Origin of the sequence: Skermania piniformis (assembly GCF_019285775.1) — a bacterium.
GTDB classification, from domain to species: domain Bacteria; phylum Actinomycetota; class Actinomycetes; order Mycobacteriales; family Mycobacteriaceae; genus Skermania; species Skermania pinensis.
In genome coordinates this window covers 2,531,332-2,553,508 of sequence record NZ_CP079105.1, presented here as the reverse complement: position 1 = coordinate 2,553,508, position 22,177 = coordinate 2,531,332, and the positions used below count along the sequence as shown (strand labels likewise).

The 22,177-nt window shown below is 68.7% G+C and carries 16 protein-coding genes; 11 read left to right on the top strand and 5 right to left on the bottom strand.

Annotated features, from left to right (window positions below; translation table 11 throughout):
* Nucleotides 1-4: 4 nt before the first annotated feature.
* Nucleotides 5-1,381: a TrpB-like pyridoxal phosphate-dependent enzyme gene (locus KV203_RS11870; RefSeq protein WP_066470883.1), complete on the bottom strand. Its 1,377-nt coding sequence runs from the start codon at nucleotides 1,379-1,381 to the stop codon at nucleotides 5-7.
* Between the two features lie 196 nt (nucleotides 1,382-1,577).
* Nucleotides 1,578-2,324: a peroxide stress protein YaaA gene (yaaA, locus tag KV203_RS11865; protein WP_066470881.1), complete on the bottom strand. Its 747-nt coding sequence runs from the start codon at nucleotides 2,322-2,324 to the stop codon at nucleotides 1,578-1,580.
* Between the two features lie 325 nt (nucleotides 2,325-2,649).
* On the opposite strand from yaaA, the gene KV203_RS11860 reads away from it, so the two are divergent.
* The 3 genes from KV203_RS11860 (at nucleotide 2,650) to KV203_RS11850 (ending at nucleotide 10,781) form a co-directional block, all read left to right on the top strand.
* Nucleotides 2,650-7,149, top strand: a complete 4,500-nt coding sequence (locus KV203_RS11860) for an AAA domain-containing protein (protein WP_246600127.1) — start codon at nucleotides 2,650-2,652, stop codon at nucleotides 7,147-7,149.
* Nucleotides 7,150-7,198: 49 nt separating this feature from the next.
* A complete protein-coding gene (locus KV203_RS11855) occupies nucleotides 7,199-8,956 on the top strand; it encodes a proline--tRNA ligase (protein ID WP_066470876.1) in 1,758 nt (585 codons plus the stop codon).
* Between the two features lie 79 nt (nucleotides 8,957-9,035).
* Nucleotides 9,036-10,781, top strand: a complete 1,746-nt coding sequence (locus tag KV203_RS11850; protein WP_066470874.1) for an acyl-CoA dehydrogenase family protein — start codon at nucleotides 9,036-9,038, stop codon at nucleotides 10,779-10,781.
* Nucleotides 10,782-10,797: 16 nt separating this feature from the next.
* Here the strand turns inward: KV203_RS11850 and KV203_RS11845 are convergent, their stop codons facing one another.
* Both KV203_RS11845 and KV203_RS11840 read right to left on the bottom strand, forming a co-directional pair.
* Nucleotides 10,798-11,235, bottom strand: a complete 438-nt coding sequence (locus KV203_RS11845) for a ferritin-like domain-containing protein (RefSeq protein ID WP_066470873.1) — start codon at nucleotides 11,233-11,235, stop codon at nucleotides 10,798-10,800.
* Nucleotides 11,232-11,744 carry a hypothetical protein gene (locus KV203_RS11840; protein ID WP_425516866.1) on the bottom strand — a complete coding sequence of 171 codons (513 nt, stop codon included), beginning with the start codon at nucleotides 11,742-11,744 and terminating at the stop codon, nucleotides 11,232-11,234. The genes KV203_RS11845 and KV203_RS11840 overlap by 4 nt, the downstream gene beginning before the upstream one ends.
* A gap of 134 nt (nucleotides 11,745-11,878) precedes the next feature.
* On the opposite strand from KV203_RS11840, the gene rimP reads away from it, so the two are divergent.
* From rimP to KV203_RS11805, 7 genes are all read left to right on the top strand, one after another.
* Entirely contained in the window at nucleotides 11,879-12,442 is a 564-nt protein-coding gene (gene rimP / locus KV203_RS11835; protein WP_066470871.1) for a ribosome maturation factor RimP, read from the top strand.
* Nucleotides 12,439-13,428: a transcription termination factor NusA gene (nusA, locus tag KV203_RS11830; RefSeq protein ID WP_066470869.1), complete on the top strand. Its 990-nt coding sequence runs from the start codon at nucleotides 12,439-12,441 to the stop codon at nucleotides 13,426-13,428. Before rimP ends, nusA begins: the two co-directional genes overlap by 4 nt.
* Nucleotides 13,415-13,900, top strand: coding sequence for a YlxR family protein (locus tag KV203_RS11825; RefSeq protein WP_373279226.1), 486 nt, complete (start codon nucleotides 13,415-13,417; stop codon nucleotides 13,898-13,900). The genes nusA and KV203_RS11825 overlap by 14 nt, the downstream gene beginning before the upstream one ends.
* 104 nt (nucleotides 13,901-14,004) lie before the next feature.
* On the top strand, nucleotides 14,005-17,091 hold the full coding sequence (gene infB, locus KV203_RS11820; protein WP_066470867.1) for a translation initiation factor IF-2: 3,087 nt from the start codon (nucleotides 14,005-14,007) through the stop codon (nucleotides 17,089-17,091).
* Between the two features lie 104 nt (nucleotides 17,092-17,195).
* Complete coding sequence (rbfA, locus tag KV203_RS11815; RefSeq protein WP_066470865.1) at nucleotides 17,196-17,648, top strand: 30S ribosome-binding factor RbfA; 453 nt, start codon at nucleotides 17,196-17,198, stop codon at nucleotides 17,646-17,648.
* Nucleotides 17,645-18,646, top strand: coding sequence for a DHH family phosphoesterase (locus KV203_RS11810; protein ID WP_083530080.1), 1,002 nt, complete (start codon nucleotides 17,645-17,647; stop codon nucleotides 18,644-18,646). The genes rbfA and KV203_RS11810 overlap by 4 nt, the downstream gene beginning before the upstream one ends.
* 49 nt (nucleotides 18,647-18,695) lie before the next feature.
* Nucleotides 18,696-20,030: an MATE family efflux transporter gene (locus KV203_RS11805; protein ID WP_373279228.1), complete on the top strand. Its 1,335-nt coding sequence runs from the start codon at nucleotides 18,696-18,698 to the stop codon at nucleotides 20,028-20,030.
* A gap of 87 nt (nucleotides 20,031-20,117) precedes the next feature.
* Here KV203_RS11805 and KV203_RS11800 read toward each other — a convergent pair whose 3' ends face one another.
* Nucleotides 20,118-21,179, bottom strand: a complete 1,062-nt coding sequence (locus KV203_RS11800) for a LysR substrate-binding domain-containing protein (protein ID WP_157079816.1) — start codon at nucleotides 21,177-21,179, stop codon at nucleotides 20,118-20,120.
* A gap of 14 nt (nucleotides 21,180-21,193) precedes the next feature.
* Here KV203_RS11800 and KV203_RS11795 point away from each other — a divergent pair, with 14 nt between their 5' ends.
* Nucleotides 21,194-22,138, top strand: coding sequence for a hypothetical protein (locus KV203_RS11795; RefSeq protein WP_066470862.1), 945 nt, complete (start codon nucleotides 21,194-21,196; stop codon nucleotides 22,136-22,138).
* The last annotated feature ends 39 nt before the right edge of the window (nucleotides 22,139-22,177 follow it).

Sequence of the window (22,177 nt, the reverse complement as noted above, 5' to 3'; positions counted from 1 at the left end):
CACCTCACCCGACCACCGGCACGGTGCCGAGCGCGGTACGCAGATCGACGCTGCTCGGTGAGTCCGCGTCGGGTGACTCGTCGGCCAGACCGCCGGCCAGGTAGCTCGCGTAGGCGCCCAGCTCCAGCAGCCCGTGCCCGGAAAGGCCGAGCACGATCACCTGTTCGCGTCCCGACTCGGCGCAGGCCGATGCCTCGCGCCGGGCCGCGGCGATCGCATGCGCCGATTCCGGCGCCGCGACGATGCCTTCCGTGCGGGCAAATTCCAGTGCTGCGGCGAAACATTCGTTCTGTGGTATCGCGGTGGCGTCGACCATGCCCTGCGATACGACGTGGGAAACCAGCGGCGCCATACCGTGATACCGCAGTCCGCCGGCATGAATCGCCGACGGGACGAAGTCGTGGCCGAGGGTGTACATCTTCAGCAGCGGGGTGAGTCCCGCGGTGTCGCCGAAGTCGTAGCGGTACTCACCGCGGGTCAGTGTCGGGCAGGCTGCCGGTTCCACCGCGAGCAACCGCGGTGACTGGTTCCCGGCCAGCTTCTCCCGCAGGAACGGGAAGACCAGCCCGGCGAGATTGGAACCGCCACCCGCGCAACCGATTACCAGGTCGGCGCCGGTCTCACCGGCCTTGTCCAGCTGGCGCAGGGTCTCCTCGCCGATCACCGTCTGATGGAGCAGAACATGATTGAGTACGGAGCCGAGGGCGTACTTGATCTCGGGATCGGCTGCGGCGACCTCGACCGCCTCGGAGATCGCGATGCCCAGGCTGCCCGGATGATCTTCGGCAAATGCTTTGCCGGAGATCGTGTCCCGGCTGGGCGAACGATGCACGGTCGCGCCGAACGTCTCGATCAGCGTGCGTCGGGCGGGTTTCGTGTCGTAGGAGGCGCCGACCTGCCACACCTCGCAGCTCAGCTCGAACAGCGCGCAGGCGAACGCCAGCGCGGTGCCCCACTGGCCGGCACCGGTTTCGGTGGTCAGTCGGGTGATCCCGTTGATCGAGTTGTAATAGGCCTGTGGCACCGCAGTGTTCGTCTTGTGCGAGCCGGCCGGCGAGACACCTTCGTACTTGTAGTAGATCCGTGCCGGGGTACCCCACGCTTGTTCCAGCCGCCGCGCCCGGTACAACGGCGACGGTCGCCACTGGCGGTAGACGGCACGGACCGGTTCGGGGATCTCGATATAGCGCTCGCCCGATACCTCCTGCGAGATCAGCTCGGGTGGGAACAGCGGGGCCAGATCGTCCGGACCGACCGGCTCGCCGGTGTCCGGTCGCAACGGCGGCGGAGGCGGCGTGGGCAGGTCGGCGACCACGTTGTACCAGTGGGTCGGCAGCTCGGCGTCGTCGAGCAGGTACTTCACAGCAGCGTCGTCGGGCATCGATGAGTCCTAACAGCGAGAAGTGTGGTCCGTACTCCAGAGTAGGTCGGCTCGGCGCCCGGTAACGGGGAACGTTCTGCATCGTGACCGGTATGGTTTTCGGCGCCGACTCCGGTCGGCCGACGGCGACGACTTGGATGGCGACGACCTGGTGGGCACCGTGGTCGGCGGCACGACGGGGTACGAAGCCGGAGGATCAGTCGGTGAGGATGACCAGCCGGTCCGCCGCCGGTGTCTCCACCCGCAGCCCGGCTTTCGCCGCGACCCGGGCGAGGCCCCGCACGTCGGTGGGATCGGCCCGGGTGACCACCAGCGCGCGCGCCAGCAGGCCCTTGTGGTGTTTGTTGAAGTGGCTGACCACCGATCGGGTGCCGTCCGCCTGTTCGGTGAGCACGGTGGCGGTGATCGCCCCGGGGAGCCGACCGAGCTGCCGGTAGAGCTCCGATCGCAGGTCCACCACCAGCTCGCCGGCGGCTTCGGCAGCCAGCGCGGTGGGCAGCTCGTCCCGCCAGAGCGCGGCCAGCGTGGGTAGACCGGGCAGTTTCGAGTCGCCGGAGAGCCGGTAGGCGGGGATCGGATCGTCCGCTCGGACCGCACCGAACAAGGCGGAACCGATCATCAGCCGGGCCGCTGCCTTCGCTCGTTGTGCCCGGGTGAACTGCGGCGCGGCCAGCGCGTCGTACAACACGCCGGTGTAGCGGCGCAGCGCGGGTGTGGTCGCAGCGGTGAACAGGGCGGCATTGCGCGCTATCTCGTCCTCGGCGTGAATGCCGAGGGACAGCGCAGCGCGGCTCGCCGCCGGATCGGCCGCCAGCTCGACCAGGCTGCGGGTCAAGCGTTCTCGGGTCGGAGTGAGCTTCGGCAGGGACAGCGCGGAGAGGTCGAGTGGCGCGCCCCGGCCGCCGGAGAACTTGGTCTCCGACGGGGGTAACAGCACCAGCACGCCGCCGACCCTATCCGGCGCCGGCCGGATGATCTGCGCGACACCGCATCGGCGACGGGCGAAATCATGTTTGGTGTCAGAGTTACCCCAGTGGCGGATTGGATCTGGGCGGCGTGTCGCGATCGTCGGTTATCGCTGTTGCTGCATGATTGCGCACGGCTTCACCACTGCGCATGGCTTTCACGGTTGCGCACGGCTTCGCTGCCGATTCGAGTTTCTACGTCGTCGAATGCACCACCAGGTCCACGTTGGGGGAAGGGTTGGTCGATCCGAGATGGGCGAACACGAGAACGATCCGGAGCTGAGGGATCGTGTCGTTCGATTGATGCGGTACCTGCGCGAGCTGGTCACCGCGCGGGCCAACCCGGTCCGGGACGTCACCGGACACGAAGCCACGATCTGGGCGCACGATCTGCCCGACGGCGTGACCTTGGCGACCGGTGCCGGGCCGGGCGATCCGGTCCTGCGGGTGCGCCGGGTGGCGTTGCCCGAAGCGCCGCTCCCACCGGTGGCGGTCGCTCCGTTCGTCCGTGGCGACGTGCAGAATTCGGCGATCGAGCCGGCACTGGCGGGCGACCGCGGTGACCTGCGATCGACCTTCGATCCCTGGCTCGTCAAGTGGCGGACCTGGGCTACCGCCGATCGGCGACTCCGTCCGCTGTGGGACCTGCACCAGCAGCTGCAGGCGATGGCGCGGGAACTGTCGGCCCGGCCCGAGTCGGTCGAGCTGGTCCTCGGCTCCGGCCTGCTCACGCTGTCCGAGCAGATCGCCGAGCAGGACGTGCGCGTGCACATGGTTACCGCGCCGGTGCAATTGGAGCGCGACGAACGTAACGGTGACCTGCTGGTCCGGCTCGACCCCGAGCGTGGGCTGCAGCTGGAGGACACGCAGCTGCTGACCGGGATCGAGGTCTTCGACAGCTCGGAATCGCTGGAGCTGGCCACCAGGCTCGGTGCGACGGTGCCATCGCCGATCGCGCCCGAGGTGGCCGATTTCCTGAAGAACTGGGCTTCCCGGGTGCTCCGGGTACACGTGGCAACCGGCGAGGCGATCGCGGATGCCGCCACCTTGACGGTGTCGCCGGCATTGGTCTTGCGGCGGCGCAGCTCGTTCGCCCTGCTCGACTACTACGACCGGATCATCGCCGGCGCGCAGGACCCGGCGGCTCCGGTGCCGCTCGGGCTGGCGCAGTTGGTGCAGACGATCGAGCCGGCGCAGCGGCTGGCCTGGTTGGAGCGGGCCGGAGCGGTGCCGGCGGTGGATCTGGTGGACGATCCGCTGTTCCCGCTCCCGGCGAACGACGAGCAACGCAACATTCTGGATCGACTCGGCGGCGACAGCGGCGTCGTGGTGGAAGGCCCGCCCGGCACCGGTAAGACGCACACGATCGCGAACATCGTCTCGGCATTGCTCGCCGAGGGTCAGCGGGTGCTGGTCACCAGTGAAAAGGCGCAGGCGCTGCGGGTGCTGCGGGACATGCTGCCAGCGGAGCTGCAGCAGCTGTGTGTATCGGTGACCGACAGCGCACGCGACGGTTCGGCCGAGCTGAACCGGAGCGTCGCCGAGATCGCCGCGCGGAAGGCGTCGTTCAGCCGGGAGCGAGCGCTGGAGCGGATCGCCGAGCTGGCGCAGCGACGGGACCGGGTGCGCGAGGCCCGGGACGACCTCACCGACGAGATCAGCGGTACCCGCGCCGCCGAGGTGTTCGAGCACGACGAGGTGGCGCCGGGCTACTGCGGAACGGCTGCGCAGATCGTCCGGCAGGTGCTGGCGGCGGCGCCGGAATCGGACTGGCTGCCCGGGCCGCTCTACGAACTCGAGCCGCCGATCGGGGTGGACGAGTTCCGGCTCGTGGTAACCCGGCTGCAGGTCGGCGCGCCGGACTCCGATCGGCGGCGCTACCAGCTCTTCCCGGATGCGCACGAGCTGTTGCCGACCGCGGACACGGTCGCGGCGCTGTGCCGCCGGGCTCGGACCGCGCCCCCGGCGACCAACCCGGAGGCCGGCCGGATCGTCGAGCTGCTGGCGAACGCGGACCGGGATCAGGTGACCGCGGTGCAGGCCAGTTGTGAACGACTGGGTGCCGCAGCGGTAGAGGTGAACCGGCTGCACAGCGTGGTGCGCGAGGCAGCCGACGATCGGCTCTCCGGCCGGACCGGTCATCTGTGGTCCAAGGCCAAGACGATCGAGGAACTGTCTGCCGCTGCGGCGGAATCCGATCGCGCCGTGGGCGAGCACAAGGTCGACGTCGAGTTCGGTGGACCACGGGCCATCGTCGCCTGCGAGATTCTGGCGGCGGCATTGGCGAAGGGCACGGTGGAGTGGCGACCGCGGTTCCGGAAGTCGGCCGAGCAGCGGGCGGTCGAGGCGTTGGGGCCGGTGCCGACGGTGGACGGCTCGCCGGCGGCCACGTCGGCAGCGTTGCGGGTGGTCGTGGAACATCTACGGGCGCTGGACAACGTGGCGGCCGCGGCGGACCGGTTGGCCGAGTTGGGGTTGATGTTCACCCCGGCGGGGTCCCGCTCGCAGCAGGTGAACGCGCTCGACAGCGCGCTCGACGATCTGCATGCGATCAACAGCCTCACGGTCGCGGTGTGCGAGTTCGAGGCGGTGACCCGGCGGGTCGACCAGTCGGCGCCGCGGATCCGTTCGGTGGCCACCGCGCGGGCGATCGCCGAGGCGGCCCCGGCCATCGCGATTCAGGCCGACGCGGAGCGTTCCCGAGAACGGCTGTCCGGCATCCGGGCACGGCTGGACGAGGCGTTCGCCGACGGGCCGTCACCGGAGAGCGACGCATTGCTCGACGCGGTGTCGCGCGGCGACCATGACGGGATCGTGACCGCGCTGCGCGCGCTCGCGGTCGCCGGCAAGCAGAAGCAGGAGCTCGAACGCTTCCGCGAACTCCGCAGCGAGCTGGAGTCGACCGCACCGGCGTTGTATCGGGCGTTGGTCGCCGCGCCCGCGGACCCGGCCTGGGCGGAACGGGTGGACCAACTGCCGGCCGCCTGGGCGTGGCGGCGGGCCGCGGACTGGGTGCGTGAGCAGTCCGAGCCGGACCTCGACCGGCAGCTCGAAGCCGGCCTGGTCGCGGCGGACGCCGAGCTGGCCCAGCTGACCGCGAAACTTGCCGCCGAGCAGGCGTGGTTGGAGTGCATGGAGCGGTTGACCATGGAGCAGATGTCGGCGCTGCAGGCCTATCGCGACCACGTCTCCAGCATCGGCCGCGGCACCGGCCGGTACGCCGAACGGTATCGGCTCGCGGCGCGCGCGGCGATGGCCACGGCCCAGGGCGCGGTGCCGGCCTGGGTGATGCCGCTGCAACAGGTGCTGGCCGACATTCCGCCGGAGCCGAACTCGTTCGACGTGGTGATCGTCGACGAGGCCAGCCAAGCGGAGGTGGCGGCGGTCTTCCTGCTCTGGCTGGCGCCGCGGGTGATCGTGGTCGGCGACGACAAGCAGTGCGCGCCGAGCGAGATCAGCAGTGGGGAGCTGGCGCCGATCTTCGAGCGGTTGGATCTGTACCTCCCGGACATCCCGAGCTATCTGCGGGACGGGTTGACCCCGCGGTCGAGCTTGTTCTCCTTGCTCCGCAGCAGGTTCGGTCAAGTGGTTCGGCTACGCGAGCACTTCCGCTGCATGCCGGAGATCATCGACTGGTCGAGCACTCAGTTCTATCGGGACGCTCCGCTGGTGCCGGTGCGGCAGTTCGGCACCGATCGACTGCCCCCGCTGCGGACGACCCATGTGCCCGACGGCATGGCGGAGGGGCGGACCGCCGGCTTGGTCAACCGTGCCGAGGCCCGGGCGCTGGTGGATCAGGTCCTCGCCTGCCTGGACGACCCCGAGTACGACGACCGCACCTTCGGCGTCGTCGTGCTCCAGGGGCAACAGCAGGTCGCGATCATCCGCAGCATGCTGACCGACGCGGTCGACGACGAGATCTGGACCCAGCGGCGGCTGCGGGTGGGGACCCCGCCGGACTTCCAGGGCGACGAGCGCAACGTCGTCTTCCTCTCGATGGTGGTCGCGCCGAATCGGAAGACGGTGGCGCTGACCCGCAACGAGCATCAGCGCGCGTTCAACGTGGCGGCCTCGCGGGCGCAGGATCAGCTCTGGCTGTTCCACTCGGTCAGCCGTGCCGAACTCGCCGAGACCGATCTGCGGAGCTCGCTGCTGACCTACCTGCAGGCCCGGGTGCCGATCCCGGCCGCACCGATGCCGGTGATCGATCGGCCCGAGGTCAAGCAGCCCGACTTCGACACCATGTTCGAGCAGCAGGTGTTCCTCGACCTGGTCGAACGGGGCTACCACGTGAATCCGCAGGTGGAGTTGAACAACCGGCGGATCGACCTCGTGGTGACCGGAGGTGCGGGTCGGCTCGCCGTCGAGTGCGATGGCGAGACCGCGGTGGAACCTCCGGCGCAACAGCGCCGGGAGCTGGAGCGCGAGCACGAGTTACGGCGTTGCGGCTGGGAGTTCTGGCGGATCCGGGAGTCCGAGTACTGCCTGGACCCGGCCGCGACGATGCAGCGGTTGTGCGCCGCACTCACCGCTCGCGGGATCGAGCCGGGAGTGGTGACCGCCACGGCCGGATCGCACGCATTGGCCTGGGAGCCGGTGCCGCTGTCGGATGATCTGTACGAAGCCGATCCGGCGGCGGACGCCGAGCCCGAAGCGTCGGCCGCCGCCGCACCGGTTCCGGGTGAGCCCGGGGCGCCGACCGGCGCACGGACCCAGCGGGTGGCGCCGCAGCTGGGTTGGGGCCGCAGCTACAACCAGGATCACAACCAGGACGTCGAGCTGGCCGGCGCCGGTCTGATCTGACGGCTCCCGGGCCGCACGGCCGGCGAGCGTGGGACTACGCTCGTCTGCCGTGATCACCCGAATGTCCCAGTTGTTCCTGCGAACCCTGCGTGACGATCCGGCGGATGCCGAGGTACCCAGCCACAAGCTGCTCGTGCGCGCCGGATATGTGCGGCGGGTGGCGCCCGGGGTGTATTCCTGGTTGCCGCTCGGGCTCAAGGTGTTGCGCAAGGTCGAACGTGTCGTCCGGCAGGAGATGGACGGCATAGGTGCGCAAGAGATCTCGCTGCCGGCACTGTTGCCGAGGGAGCCGTACGAGGCGACCAACCGATGGACCGAGTACGGCGACGCGCTGTTCCGGCTGCGGGATCGCAAAGGTGCGGACTACCTGCTCGGGCCGACCCACGAGGAGCTGTTCGCGCTGCTGGTGCGGGGCGAGTACAGCTCGTACAAGGATCTGCCGGTGACGCTGTACCAGATCCAGACCAAGTACCGGGACGAGGAGCGGCCCCGCGCCGGCATCCTGCGTGGCCGTGAGTTCGTGATGAAGGACTCGTACTCGTTCGACCTGGACGAGGTCGGACTGAAGGCGTCCTATCGGGCGCATCGGGAGGCCTACCAGCGGATCTTCGATCGTCTTCGGGTTCGCTACGTGATCGTCGCGGCCACGTCCGGGGCGATGGGCGGCAGCGCGTCGGAGGAGTTTCTGGCCGACAGCCCGGTCGGCGAGGACACCTACGTGCGGTGCGTCGAGTCCGGCTACGCGGCCAATGTGGAAGCGGTGATCACCCCGGCGCCACCGGCATTGCCGCTCGCGGGTCGGCCCGATGCCGTCGTGCACGCGACCCCGGCCGCGCCGACCATCGCGTCGCTGGTCGAGTGGGCGAACGGAGCGTTGCCGCGCACCGTCACGGCCGCCGACACGCTGAAGAACGTCATGGTCAAGACCCGGCTGCCGGGTGGCGATTGGGAATTGCTCGGCATCGGTATTCCGGGGGATCGCGACGTCGACGGCAAGCGTCTGGAAGCCGCGCTGGAACCGGCCGAGGTGGCGTTGCTCGACGAGGCCGACTTCGCTGCGAACCCGTTTCTGATCAAGGGATACATCGGGCCGAAGGCGTTGGCTGCCAACGGTGTCCGCTACGTGGTGGACCCGCGGGTGGTGACCGGCACGGCATGGATCACCGGCGCGGACGCGCCGAACCGACACTATGTGGACCTGGTCGCGGGTCGCGACTTCACGCCGGACGGAGTGATCGAGGCCGCCCAGGTGCGCGACGGCGATCCGTCGCCGGACGGGCGCGGCGTGTTGGTCGCGGCGCGGGGGATCGAGATCGGGCACATCTTCCAGCTCGGCTACAAGTACACCGATTCGTTCGATGTCGACGTGCTCGGCGAGAACGGCAAACCGGTCCGGCTGATCATGGGTTCCTACGGCATCGGGGTTTCCCGATTGGTGGCGGTGATCGCCGAGCAGCAGCACGACGAGCAGGGGCTGCGGTGGCCGCCGGAGATCGCCCCGTTCGATGTGCACGTGGTGATCGCGAACAAGGACGCCGGCGCCCGGGCGGGCGCCGAGCAGATCGCCGCCGAGCTCGATCAGGCCGGTGTCGAGGTGTTGCTCGACGACCGGACCGCCTCGCCCGGGGTGAAGTTCAAGGATTCCGAACTGCTCGGTATGCCGTTGGTGCTGGTGGTCGGTCGGGGTTGGGCGACCGGCGTCGTCGAGCTGCGCGACCGGTTCTCCGGTGCGAGCAGAGAGCTTGCGGTCCTCGACGCTGCCGGTGCGGTGGTCGAGCGGGTCCGGGGGGCCGGGGTAACCGTCTGAGCCGTCGGGATCTGCCGTTCGGGTCCGGCCGGTCCACGTAGGATGGGCCAGGATTGCCAGGGCAACCGAGGGAAGTGTGATGTCCGGAAACGACAGCCTGCTCTTCGACCCGAAGCATTACGATCCGCAGCAGTTCGATCCCGGTACGCGACGGCTGCTCCGCGCCACGATCGACTGGTTCGAAAGCCGCGGCAAGGCTCGGCTGCTCGCCGATGATCTGGCCGCGAGTTGGCCGGCTGATTTCGTCGAGTTCGTCGGCCGTGAGCAGCTTTTCGCTACCTTCCTCACCCCGAGCGAGTTCGCGGTGGGCAACCCCGATGCGCGCTGGGACGCGGCGCGTAATGCGGCGCTGGCCGAGATCCTGGGGTTCTACGGACTGACCTATTGGTACATCGAGCAGGTGACGATCCTGGGCCTCGGCCCGATCTGGCAGAGCCGCAACGACGAGGCGCGCAAGCGGGCGGCGCACGACCTGGCGGCGGGCGAGGTGATGGCGTTCGGGTTGTCCGAACGCGAACACGGCGCCGACGTCTACCGCACCGACCTGGTGTTGACTCCGGCGAACGAGGACGATCAGGCCCGGGGTATCCGCTACCGCGCGTCCGGCGAGAAGTACTACATCGGCAACGGCAACGTCGCCAGCATGGTGTCGGTTTTCGGCCGGATCGACGGGGTCGAGGGGGAGGATCAGTACGTCTTCTTCGTCGCCGACTCCCGGCATGCGGCGTACCGGCTGATCGACAATGTGGTGGGGATGCAGATCTATGTCAGCACCTTCCGGCTGGAGAACTATCCGGTGCGCGACGACGACATCCTGCACAGCGGGGTGGAAGCGTTCGCAGCCGCGCTGAACACCGTCAACGTCGGCAAGTTCAATCTCTGTTTCGGCTCGATCGGCATGTGTGAGCACGCCTTCCACGAGGCGATCACACATGCGGACAACCGGATCCTGTACGGCAAGCCGGTGACCGACTTCGTGCATGTGCGGGCGAACTTCGTCGAGGCGTACGCGCGGTTGGTCGCGATGAAGCTGTTCAGCCGGCGGGCGATCGACTACTTCCGGAGCGCGAGCCGCGAGGACCGGCGCTACCTGCTGTTCAACCCGATGACCAAGGCGAAGGTCACCACCCAGGGCGAGACGGTGATCCGCCTGCTGCACGACGTCGTCGCGGCCAGGGGCTACGAGAAGGACACCATGTTCCGCGAAGTGTCCCAGTTGATCGGGATGCTGCCCCGGCTGGAGGGCACGGTGCACGTCAACGTGGGCCTGGTGCTCAAGTTCCTGCCGAACTACCTGTTCCAGCCGCAGGACTACCCCCCGGTCGGCCGGCGCGACGACCCGGCGGACGACGTGTTCTTCTGGGACCAGGGGCCGACCCGAGGTGCGGCCAAGGTGCGATTCGCCGACTGGACCGAGATCTACGAGCGGCACGCCGACATTGCGAACGTGGCAGTGTTCTACGAGCAGGCGCAGGCGTTGCAGGAGCTGTTGGCGGCGGCACCGCCGGACCCGGAACAACAGCGGGACCTGGACTTCATGCTCACCGTCGGGGAGTTGTTCATGTTGGTCGGCTACGGCCAGCTGATCCTGGAGGATGCCGAGCTGATCGGGTTGGACGTCGATCTGATCGACCAGATCTTCGAGGTCCAGGTACGCGATTTCTCCCGGTACGCGGTCGAGCTGAACGGCAAATCGGGGGCGACGGCGGCGCAGCAGAAGTATGCGCTCGGCGCGATCCGCCGGCCGGTGCCGGACGCCGCCCGGTTCGCGCGGGTGTGGGCGCAGGTAGCGGCCTACGACGGCGTCTACCAGATGTCGTCCTGAAACCTGCTCGATCTGCTCAGGGTTGACCGGGCAGCGGCACGGTCGGGGGCCCGACACCGAGCACCTGGCGCCACTCGCCGAGCCGGACCGCGCACTCGGTGAGCGCGTCCACGGCCCGTTGGCGACCCGGTTCCGATTCGGCCCGCTCGACCGCCGATCGCCAGGCGATCGCGGTCTCGTTTTCCACCACGACGGCCAGCTGGGCGGCCGACACCGGGTCCGTCACCGGCGCCGGAACCGTGTAACCGGGCTCGGCGGGCGGCGCCGGAACCGACGCCGCGGTGAGCGCGTCGATCGTCGCATCGCGGCGCGATCGGTGCGCTGCGGTTGCCGCGCCGACCATCGTCGCGCGCTCGGGGTTGGAGAACGCCGCGATGATCCCGTAGGCGAAGACCGCGGCATGCTCGGCGCGTAGTGCATCGAGCAGACCCTGCTGCTCGGCGCCGGCGCTCATGGCAGCAGCACGGCAAGCTGGGCGCCGCAGGCAGCGCTGATCGAGCCGAGCAGGCCGGCGCGATAGCCGGACTGGATTCGGGCGAGGTCGGCGGCGCTGCGCTGTGCGGTACCGATCCGGGTCCGGACCTGATCCACGGAGAGCGGCGACGCGGGGGCAACCGGTGTGGCGGGCTGCGCGGTCGAGCTCGGGGCCGAGCCGTCGCGATACCGACCCACCGCCCGGGCGACCTCGGCATCGAGCACGTCGGCATGGGCGTTCCGTTCGGCCGCCACGACGCCGAGCGCAGCAGCGTGGTCGGCCGACACCGTGGCGGCTGCCTGCGCTGCCGCCGCGTCTGCCCGAGCCAGTATCGCCTGCGCGATCAGTGGATCGGGCGGTTCCCGTTCTCGGTCCGGATCGCTTGCCGCGCAGGCGGTTGCGGTTCCGGCAGCCAAGGCTCCGGCGACACAGCCGGTGGTGATCCGGAGCACGGATCGGCGGGACAGGCACGGGACGGTCGAACGCACGCGGCCCATCGTGCCAGGCGGCCGGGCGTTGCTCGCGGCGGGCAGGGTTAGGCTGGAAGGCCGACGGAGCGAGATCACGAACAGGCAACAGCCCGCGCGAGCCGGCCACGGACAACTGAACCAGGAGCCCCCACATGCCGATTCCGACCGAAGCCGGAGTTCGGGCGTCGGTAGCGCCGCTTGTCGCCGATCGCGGCTACGACCTGGAGGATGTGCGGGTCGATCGGGCGGGTCGGCACAGCGTGGTCCGGGTGGTGGTCGACGCGGATCGGGGGATCGGCTTGGCCGAGCTCGCAACGCTGAGCACCGAGCTTTCGGCGGTACTGGATGCTGCCGACTCGGCCGACACGGGCGCGTACACGCTGGAGGTGACCACTCCCGGGGTCGATCGCCCGCTGACCGCCGAGCGGCACTGGCGGCGGGCACGTGGTCGGCGGGCGCGAGTCCGGATCGGTGCGGCGACCGTCGAGGGACGGATCGGCGCACTGGCGAACGGGTCGGTGGATCTCGTCGTTCGCGACAAGTCCGGGCCGACGGTGCGTCGGGTGTCGCTCGCCGACATCGACGAAGCGGTGGTGCAGATCGAGTTCGCCGCCCCCGACCCGCGCGAACTGGCCTTGGTCGGCGGGGTCACGCCCGGCCGGCCCGCTCCGGGCGAACCGGACGAGAGCAGCACGACGGAGGGGAGTGCATCGTGAATATCGATATAGCTGCGTTGCGGGCGATCGAGGCGGACAAGGGAATCTCGACCGATACCGTCATCGAGACCATCCAGTCCGCGCTGCTCACCGCATACAAGCACTCGGCCGGTCATCAGTCGCATGCCCGGATCGATGTGGATCGTAAGACCGGCGAGGTGCGAGTGCTCGCCGCCGAGGTCGACGCGGACGGCAACGTGATCGCCGAATGGGACGACACGCCGGAGGGCTTCGGTCGGATCGCGGCCACCACAGCCCGTCAGGTGATCTTGCAGCGGTTGCGTGATGCCGAACACGAGCGCACCTACGGGGAGTTCGCCACACATGAGGGCGAGATCGTCGGTGGCGTGATCCAGCGCGATACCCGGGCCAACGCGCGCGGCTTCGTCGTCGTTCGGATCGGGGGTGACGCCAACGGCGCGGACGGGCTGATCCCCCCGGCGGAACAGGCGCCGGGCGAGAGTTACCCGCACGGCGAGCGGATCAAGTGCTACGTCGTCGGGGTGTCCCGAGGCCAGCGCGGGCCGCAGATCACCTTGTCGCGCACCCATCCGAACCTGGTTCGTCGATTGTTCGCGCTGGAAGTTCCGGAGATCGCGGACGGGTCGGTGGAGATCGTGGCGGTGGCCCGCGAGGCGGGCCACCGGTCCAAGATCGCAGTGCGCTCCACGGTGCCCGGACTGAACGCCAAAGGCGCCTGCATCGGCCCGATGGGCCAGCGGGTCCGCAACGTGATGAGCGAGCTGGCCGGCGAGAAGATCGACATCATCGACTATGCCGACGACCCGGCCCGGTTCGTCGGGAATGCGTTGTCTCCGTCCAAGGTGGTGTCGGTCACCGTGGTCGACGAAGCCACCCGCTCGGCTCGGGTGGTCGTGCCGGATTTCCAGCTTTCCCTCGCGATCGGCAAGGAAGGTCAGAACGCCCGGCTGGCAGCCCGGCTGACCGGATGGCGGATCGATATCCGTAGCGATGCCGACGAGTAGGCCGATGCCGGCCGGTGGACGGAAGAAGATTCGGATGAATCGGACGTCGGTCGGCGGACGCGCGGAGGCGATGCACACCTGCGCGCCGGACAGCGGTACAGTGGGCGATGGTCGGCGCGAGCCACCGATATCCGGCACCTATCCCATTCGGATGTGTATCGGGTGTCGGCAGCGCGCGCAGGCTGTCGATCTGTTGCGGGTCGTCGCACGAAACGTCGGCCCGGCGGGCTTTGCGGTCGTGCGCGATCCCGAGCGCAGACTGCCCGGCCGGGGTGCATGGTTGCATCTTGATCGGAGCTGTCTGAGCACGGCGGAACGACGCCGTGCATTCGGCAGAGCCCTACGCGTCGCCGGGGTACCGGACACGGCGGCGTTGCGGGAGTTCCTGCACAGTCTGGAGCGACAAGAATCCGGACCGGCGGGTGCAGATCCGGTACGGCACGAATCGAGAGACAGGCACGAGCACTCATGAGCACACCGTGAAGCACCAACGATGAACGTCCATCGGAAGTAACCCGAGGTCGTGCAAGCCCCGCCGCGAAGGGAGCTGCGCTCGACCTCTCAGTGAGGAGAGCAGTGGCAGGCAAGGCTCGCGTGCACGAGTTGGCTAAAGAACTCGGAGTCACCAGCAAGGAACTACTCGCAACGCTCAAAGAGCAGGGCGAGTTCGTGAAATCCGCGTCGTCGACGGTGGAAGCTCCCGTCGCCCGGCGCCTGCGGGAATCGGTTGCGGCAAAGAACGCGCCGGCGGCGAGTACCCCCAAGTCGGGTACGTCGAAGTCGATGAGCACCCGGCCCGGCCCGGCCCGGCCCGGCCCGGCGTCCAGCCGCCCGGCACCGGCACAGCCGGCTGCGCCGACCGCGTCCCCCGCGGCCGCATCCGCGCCCCCCCAGTCGCCGCAGTCCGCACCGGTCGGCAATGGCCCGCGGCCGGGTCCGCGGCCCGCTCGTCCCGCCGAATCTGCGCCGGCCGCAGCCCAGTCCGCGGCTGCGCCGCAGAGTGCCGCCCAGCCGGCGCCCGTGCAACGCCCGTCCGGGTCGGCGCCGCAGCGCTCGGCTCAGCCACCGGCGCGACCCACGCCCCAGTCTCCCGCCGCGTCGGCGCGGCCCGGCCCGGCCGGGCAGACGCGCACGCCGGGCTCGGCCGCACCGGGCCGCCCGCCCGCGGGGCCGGGTCAGTCCCGTGGTCCGGCCGCGCCCGGTCAGACTCGCGGTCCGGCCGCGCCGGGTCAAACCCGCGGTCCGGCCGGGCCGGGGCAGAATCGTGCACCCGGTCAGGGCGGCCCGAAACCCGGGCCGAAGACCCCTCGGGTCGGCAACAATCCCTATTCGTCGGCGCCGGATCGTAGCTCGTCCCGTCCGGCGCCCGGGCCGGCCGGCCCGCGGCCGGGCGGTGCCCGGCCCGCGCCGGGTCAGGGTGGTCCGCGTCCGGCGCCCGGAGCCGGCGGTCCGCGTCCCGGGCCGGGTCAGGGTGGTCCACGGCCCAGCCCCGGTTCCATGCCGCCGCGGCCCAGCCCCGGTGCGATGCCGAGTCGTTCGGCTCGGCCCGGTCCGGGCGGTGCTCGACCGGGTCCGGGTGGCCGTCCCGGTGGTCCGGGTGGCCGTCCCGGTGGTGGCGGTGGTGGTGGCTACCGCGGTGGTGGTAGCGGCGGTGCCCCCGGTACCGGTGCGCCGGCTGCCGGCGGCGGCTTCCGTGGCCGTCCCGGTGGCGGTGGTCCGGGCGGCGGCGGTCGTGGCCGTGGCGGGGCCGCCGGTGCGTTCGGTCGGCCCGGCGGTGCGCCGAAGCGCGGCCGCAAGTCGAAGCGGCAGAAGCGTCAGGAATACGATTCGATGCAGGCACCCGCCGTCGGCGGTGTGCGGTTGCCTCGGGGTAACGGTGAGACGATTCGTCTGGCGCGCGGGGCGTCGCTGTCCGATTTCGCGGAGAAGATCGACGCCAATCCGGCTTCGCTGGTCCAGGCATTGTTCAACCTCGGCGAGATGGTCACCGCGACCCAGTCGGTGAACGACGAGACGCTCGAACTGCTCGGCGGCGAGATGAACTACGTCGTCCAGGTGGTCAGTCCGGAGGACGAGGATCGCGAGCTGCTGGACAGCTTTGACCTCACCTACGGCGAGGACGAAGGCACCGAGGAAGACCTGGAACAGCGCCCGCCGGTGGTCACCGTGATGGGTCACGTCGATCACGGCAAGACCCGATTGCTGGACACGATCCGCAAGGCCAACGTCCGCGAGGGCGAGGCCGGCGGCATCACCCAGCACATCGGTGCCTACCAGGTCGCGGTTGATTTCGAGGGCAGCCAGCGGCTGGTGACCTTCATCGACACGCCGGGTCACGAGGCGTTCACCGCCATGCGTGCCCGCGGTGCGAAGGCGACCGACATCGCGATCCTGGTGGTTGCCGCCGACGACGGCGTGATGCCGCAGACGGTGGAGGCGATCAACCACGCGCAGGCGGCCGACGTGCCGATCGTGGTGGCGGTCAACAAGATCGACAAAGAGGGTGCGGACCCGTCCAAGATCCGCGCTCAGCTCACCGAGTACGGGTTGGTGGCCGAGGAGTTCGGCGGCGACACGATGTTCGTCGACATCTCGGCCAAGCAGGGCATCAACATCGAGCAGCTGCTCGAGGCGGTGCTGCTGACCGCGGACGCCGCGCTCGACCTGCGGGCCAACCCGGACATGAGTGCCCAGGGTGTCGCGATCGAGGCCCATCTGGACCGCGGTCGTGGTCCGGTGGCCACCGTGCTCGTGCAGCGCGGCACGTTGCGGGTCGGCGACTCGGTGGTGGCCGGCGACGCCTACGGTCGAGTTCGGCGGATGGTCGACGAGTACGGCGACGATGTCACCGAGGCGCTGCCGTCGCGGCCGGTTCAGGTGATCGGTTTCACCTCGGTGCCGGGCGCCGGTGACAACTTGTTGGTTGTCGACGAGGATCGGATCGCCCGGCAGATCGCCGATCGGCGCAACGCGCGCAAGCGCAACGCGCTGCAGGCGCGCAGCCGGAAGCGGATCAGCCTGGAAGATCTGGATTCGGCGCTCAAGGAGACCAGCCAGCTCAACCTGATCCTCAAGGGCGACAACGCCGGCACCGTGGAGGCGCTGGAAGAGGCGCTGATGGGGATCGAGGTCGGCGACGAAGTGGCGTTGCGGGTGATTCATCGCGGCGTCGGTGCGGTGACCCAGGGCGACGTCAACCTGGCTGCGGCGTCGGATGCGATCGTCATCGGGTTCAACGTGCGGGCCGAGGGTAAGGCGACCGAGCAGGCCAATCGGGACGGCGTGGAGATCCGCTACTACTCGGTGATCTACCAGGCCATCGACGAGATCGAGAGCGCGCTCAAGGGCATGCTCAAGCCGATCTACGAAGAGGTCGAGCTGGGTCGGGCGGAGATCCGGGCGCTGTTCCGGTCGTCCAAGGTCGGCATCATCGCCGGCTGCATGGTCACCTCCGGGGTGGTCCGACGCAACGCTCGGGCCCGGTTGCTACGGGATAACCTCGTCGTCGCGGAGACGGTGACGATCCAGTCCCTACGCCGGGAGAAGGACGACGTCACCGAGGTGCGCGACGGCTACGAGTGCGGTATGACGGTCAGCTACACCGATATCCGAGAGGGCGACATCGTCGAGGCCTACGAGCTGCGCGAGAAGCCACGCGACTAGCCGTTGCGGTAGGGGACTAGTGTCACGGGTGGGTCGGGCCGTCTGTGGGTACCAGGTGTACCCGGGGGTGGTACGGCCCACCCGACGAGGAGGCGGACGAGAAGATGGTGGATCATCCGCGCGCGCGTAAGCTCGCGAAGCGAATCGCGGAGATCGTCGCGACGGCGATCGAGCACGAGATCAAGGATCCACGGCTGCGTTACGTGACGGTGACCGACGCCAAGCTCACCGGCGACCTGCGCGACGCCACCGTGTACTACACGGTGCGCGGCCCGGATCTGGCCACCGCGCCGGACTACGCCGCGGCTGCGGCGGGCCTGGCGAAGGCGAAGGGGATGCTGCGCTCCAAGGTCGGTGCCGGTACCGGCGTGCGGTACACCCCGACGCTGACCTTCGAGCCGGACACGGTGCCGGACTCGGCCCGGCAGCTCGAGGAGTTGCTGGAGCGGACCAGGGCGGCCGACGACGAGGTCGCCCGGGTAGCAGCTGATGCGACGCCGGCCGGTGACCTCGATCCGTACCGGCACGACGACGGCGAACCCGAAGCCGGCCGATGACGGCGTTGTCGGAGCAGGTCGAGGGCCACGACGGGCTGGCGCCGTTGTTCGACCGAGTGGTCGCGCTGTTGGGTACGGCGGCGTCGGTGACGGTGCTGTGCCATGTGCAGCCCGACGCCGACACCATCGGTAGCGGGCTCGGTTTGGCGCTGGTGCTACGCCGCCGCGGGATTCCGGTGGTGGTGTCGTTCGCGGAGCCGGCCGAGATACCTGCCTCGATGCGTTCGCTACCGGGAATCGAGTTGGTGGTGCCGCCGGCGCAGGTGCCGGAGCGGACCGACCTCCTGCTGACCGTCGATTGCGGCAGTGTCGGTCGGCTCGGTGCGCTGCGGGATCGGCTGGCCGGGGCGGGAACCACGGTGGTGCTCGATCACCATCGCTCGAATACCAGGTTCGGGGATATCAACCTGGTCGACGCGGATGCGGAAGCGACAGCAAGCGTGATCGCGCGGTTGCTGGATGCTTGGGGTGAGCCGATCGACCGAGCTGTTGCGCACTGTCTGTTCGCCGGCCTGGTCACCGACACCGGTTCGTTCCGCTGGGTCAGGCCCGGCACGCACTCGTTGGCTGAACGTTTGCTAGACACCGGAATCGACGGTGCGCTGATCACCCGGACGCTGATGGATTCGCACCCGTTCGCGTGGTTGCCGATGCTGTCACGGGTGCTCGGTTCGGCGCAGTTGGTGCCGGAGGCGCGGGATGGCGCCGGGTTGGTCTACGCCGCGGTTCGCTACGCCGACGTCGGGGCACTCCGGTCGGAAGAGATCGAGAGTGTCGTCGACATCGTCCGCACCACGACCGAAGCCGAGGTCGCCGCGGTGTTCAAAGAGCTGACCGCGGACGGTCATTGGACGGTGTCGCTGCGGTCGCGGGAGACTGTGGACGTCGCGGAGGTGGCGACCGCGCTCGGCGGCGGCGGGCACCGGTTCTCCGCGGGATATACCGCCGACGGGCCGCTACCGGACGTTGTCGCAGCGTTGCGGTCGGCGTTGGGCTGACCGGCTCCGCGCCGGAGTCCAGCGGCCGGCGTCGTGCACCAGGATCGCGATCTGCACCGATTGTCGACGTCGAGTTTGCTGGAGATCCGTGCTCCGGTTGACTTTGCCCGCCTTCGGCGTCCTGGTGGCCGAACCTCTCTATCTGCTCTACGACCTTGCCGTGGTGGGTCGGTTGGGCGCGCTCGCCCTGGCCGGGCTTGCGGTCGGTGGTCTGGTGTTGGCCCAGGTCAGCACGCAACTCACCGTTCTTTCCTACGGCACCACCGCGCGGGCCGCGCGGTGGCACGGCGCCGGCGCTCGGGACCGGGCGGTCGGTGAAGGAGTTCAGGCCACCTGGTTGGCGGTCGGTGTCGGCCTGCTCCTGGTCGGGCTGGTGGAGGCGGTTGCGAATCCGATCTGCGGATTGATCGCGGGTCGGCCCGAGATCGCCGCCGAGGCGGAGCGGTGGTTGCGGATCGCCGTGCTCGGGGTGCCGGCGATTCTGGTCACGATGGCCGGCAACGGCTGGTTGCGAGGCGTGCAGGAGCTGGCTCGGCCGTTCGGATTCATCGTGGCCGGACTGGGCCTGTCCACGGTGCTGTGCCCGATGTTGGTGCACGGTGTGGCCGGTGCGCCGGCGTTGGGATTGGTCGGCTCCGCGGTGGCGAACGTGACCGGCCAGACCGTGGCCGCCGCACTGTTTCTCGCCGCCTTGCGTCGTGAACGGGTGTCGATGCGGCCGCGGCCGGCAGTGTTGCGGGAGCAGCTGGTGATGGGTCGGGATCTGGTCGCTCGCAGTCTGGCGTTCCAGGTGTGTTTCGTGTCCGCCGGCGCGGTGGCAGCCCGATTCGGCGCCGCCGCGGTCGCCGGACATCAGCTGGTGCTGCAATTGTGGAGCTTTGTCGCGCTGGTCCTGGACTCGTTGGCGATCGCCGCGCAGACACTGGTCGGCGCGGCGCTCGGCGCCGGTGACCGAGCGGGAGCGCGGGCGACGGCGTTGCGGGTGACGTGCTGGTCGACGCTGACCGCGGTGCTACTGGCCGCTGGATTCGCGGTCGCCGCCCGGGTGCTGCCGACCTGGTTTACCCGGGACGGCACCGTGTTGGCGCAGGTCGGGTCGATCTGGTGGCTGTTCGTGGCGCTCATGCCGGTCGCGGGGGTGGTGTTTGCCCTCGACGGGGTGCTGCTCGGTGCCGGGGACGCCGCCTATCTGCGCAGCACGACGTTGGCCGCCGCGTTGCTGGGGTTCTTACCGCTGATCTGGGGTGCGCTGGTACTCGACTGGGGGCTACCCGGGATCTGGACCGGTCTCGCCGCTTTCATGCTGATCCGCCTGGTGGCGGTCAGCGTGCGGGTGGCGTCCGGGCGGTGGGCGATCGTGGGTGCGGCGGCCACGCCCCCGTGAGTCGGGACTGTCCGACCTGGGTCGTGCCACCGGGTGTGTCAGGTCCGGTCGCCGCTCAGCGCGTGGAGGATCTCGTGGCTTTGTGGGTCAAGCCCAAGCGAGACTGGATACGGTGCGGGTGCATACATCGCGGAAGGCTTGGGATCGTCGCGTTGGACGTATGCCTTGGACTTGCGCCAGCACAACTGGCGGCGTGGCCAGTTCGTCGCGGATCGGAACGGCTCGCACGCTGTTGTTCCAGTGCGCAGGAGAAGCCCCGATGGGTTGTGTTAACAGCGAGTAACCCAAACCGCGGTCGACCAGCGCTCGAATCAGGTCGAAATTACCGAGTTCATAGTGCGGATTCAACGCCAATCCCGTCGCCCGGAGGGCGCTGTGCACGATTCTCGGCGCCGGTGGAGTAGTCAGCAAGATGAGCGGCTCTGTCTGAAGGTCGTATATCGAGACAGTGGTTTCGGTCGCCAGACGATGCGCAACGGGCAGCAACGCATGCGGAGTTGGTTGGTATAGGAATTCTTTACTCAGGTTTGGCGGTACGTCAATATCGAACAGCAGTGCGATTTCGACCCGCCCCTCCGTAAGGGCGCGAACGATGTCGTTCTGGGTCTCGGAAATCGGGTCCAAGTGCAGATCAGGGTAGAGCCGCGTCATCTCCGCCATCAATGGAGGTAGCAGGGCTGGGCTCATCGCATCGAAGCACCCCACAAAGAGCCTGCCGGCGAGCTCGTTGTTGAGGACACCCGTCAATCCTTGTAAGTCCTCGGCCGCTTGGAGGAGCCGACGCACTTCGGGAAGAAACGCACGGCCGCTCGCTGTGAGCTCCAGGCCGCGCCCCCGGTACCTGACAAGCAACTGGGTGCCAACCGCGTGTTCCAGATCTGTCAATGCGGCCGACATCGCCGACTGCGTCATGACGAAGCGGGCAGCCGCCTGTGTGGTCGAGCTCAACTCTGCCGCGGCGGCAAAGTACGCGAGTTGCCGCAGCGTAAAACGCGGTTGCAATAACCCATCCATAGTGCTTTTCCCTCTGAATTTCGACAGAAACAGTTGTTCGACAGGATACGCACGTTCCTCAATACTCAGGCGGTAGCAAACGGAAGTGCCACGAAAGATCAACCGGAGTTTGAGAAAGGCCCGACATGCGATCACCCACGCCCCAGTCGATGCACCGCAGACCCTCGCGTGGTCACTGGGTCAACCGCCGACTCGACGAACTCGACCCCGAGACCGATTACGCCGAGATGATTCGCCTGATCGCCGACTACAAGCTCAACGCGTTCGTTTTCGATTTGCTGTACGCGTTTTCATTCCACTACATCACCCTTCCCGCGACCGGTTCGCGTGCGATCGTCGGAACTGGCAAGGCTGAGCAACGCCCGCAAACGCGCTTCCTGGATACTGCCGACGCGCTCCTCCAATGGATGTTGCTCGGGCCCGACCACCCCAGCACACGCGAATCGGTGCAGCGCATCCAGCGGATGCATGAGGGGATCGCCCGAACCTATCCGGATTCGTTCAATCAAGAAGAAGACTTCGTCTACACCTACGCGGTCTTCGCGCTCGCGACCACCTGGGTGCGTGAAATGGTCGGAGCCTCAGCGGCTCCCCGAAACGAGCTCATCGCGTTCCATCACTTCTGGCGCGACATCTCCGATCAACTCCACAGCACAGCGGGACCGGCTACCACCTTCCCGGTAACCGTCGATGACATGATTGTCCTTGCCGAGCAGATCGAATCCCGCGACTACGCGCCAACCCCGGATGGCAGATTGGTATCCGACGCTATGATCGATCAGTTCAACGCGCGGTATTTCCCTGGCCGGCTGCAACCGCTCGGTCGTGCGATGGTGTTGGCATTCGTATCCGATCGTGTGCAGCGCCGCCAGCAGGTTCGTCCCGCGAACCCGGCCCTGGTTGGGATCGTCCGCACGGCGTTCCGCGCCCTGTTCTTCTTTCAGGATCGGATCTTTGTCCCACCCCGGATGCCACTGTCGGAGATCCTCAACTCCCGTGAGTGGGAACGTGAGCGAAAGCACTGGCGAACACAGGAACGCAGTCGCTCGAACCAGCGCGTAACGCACCGACGACAGCTATCGGCACCAGCCTGACCGAGGGCTGAGCTGCGCACTGCCTTCGTAACGCCGGCC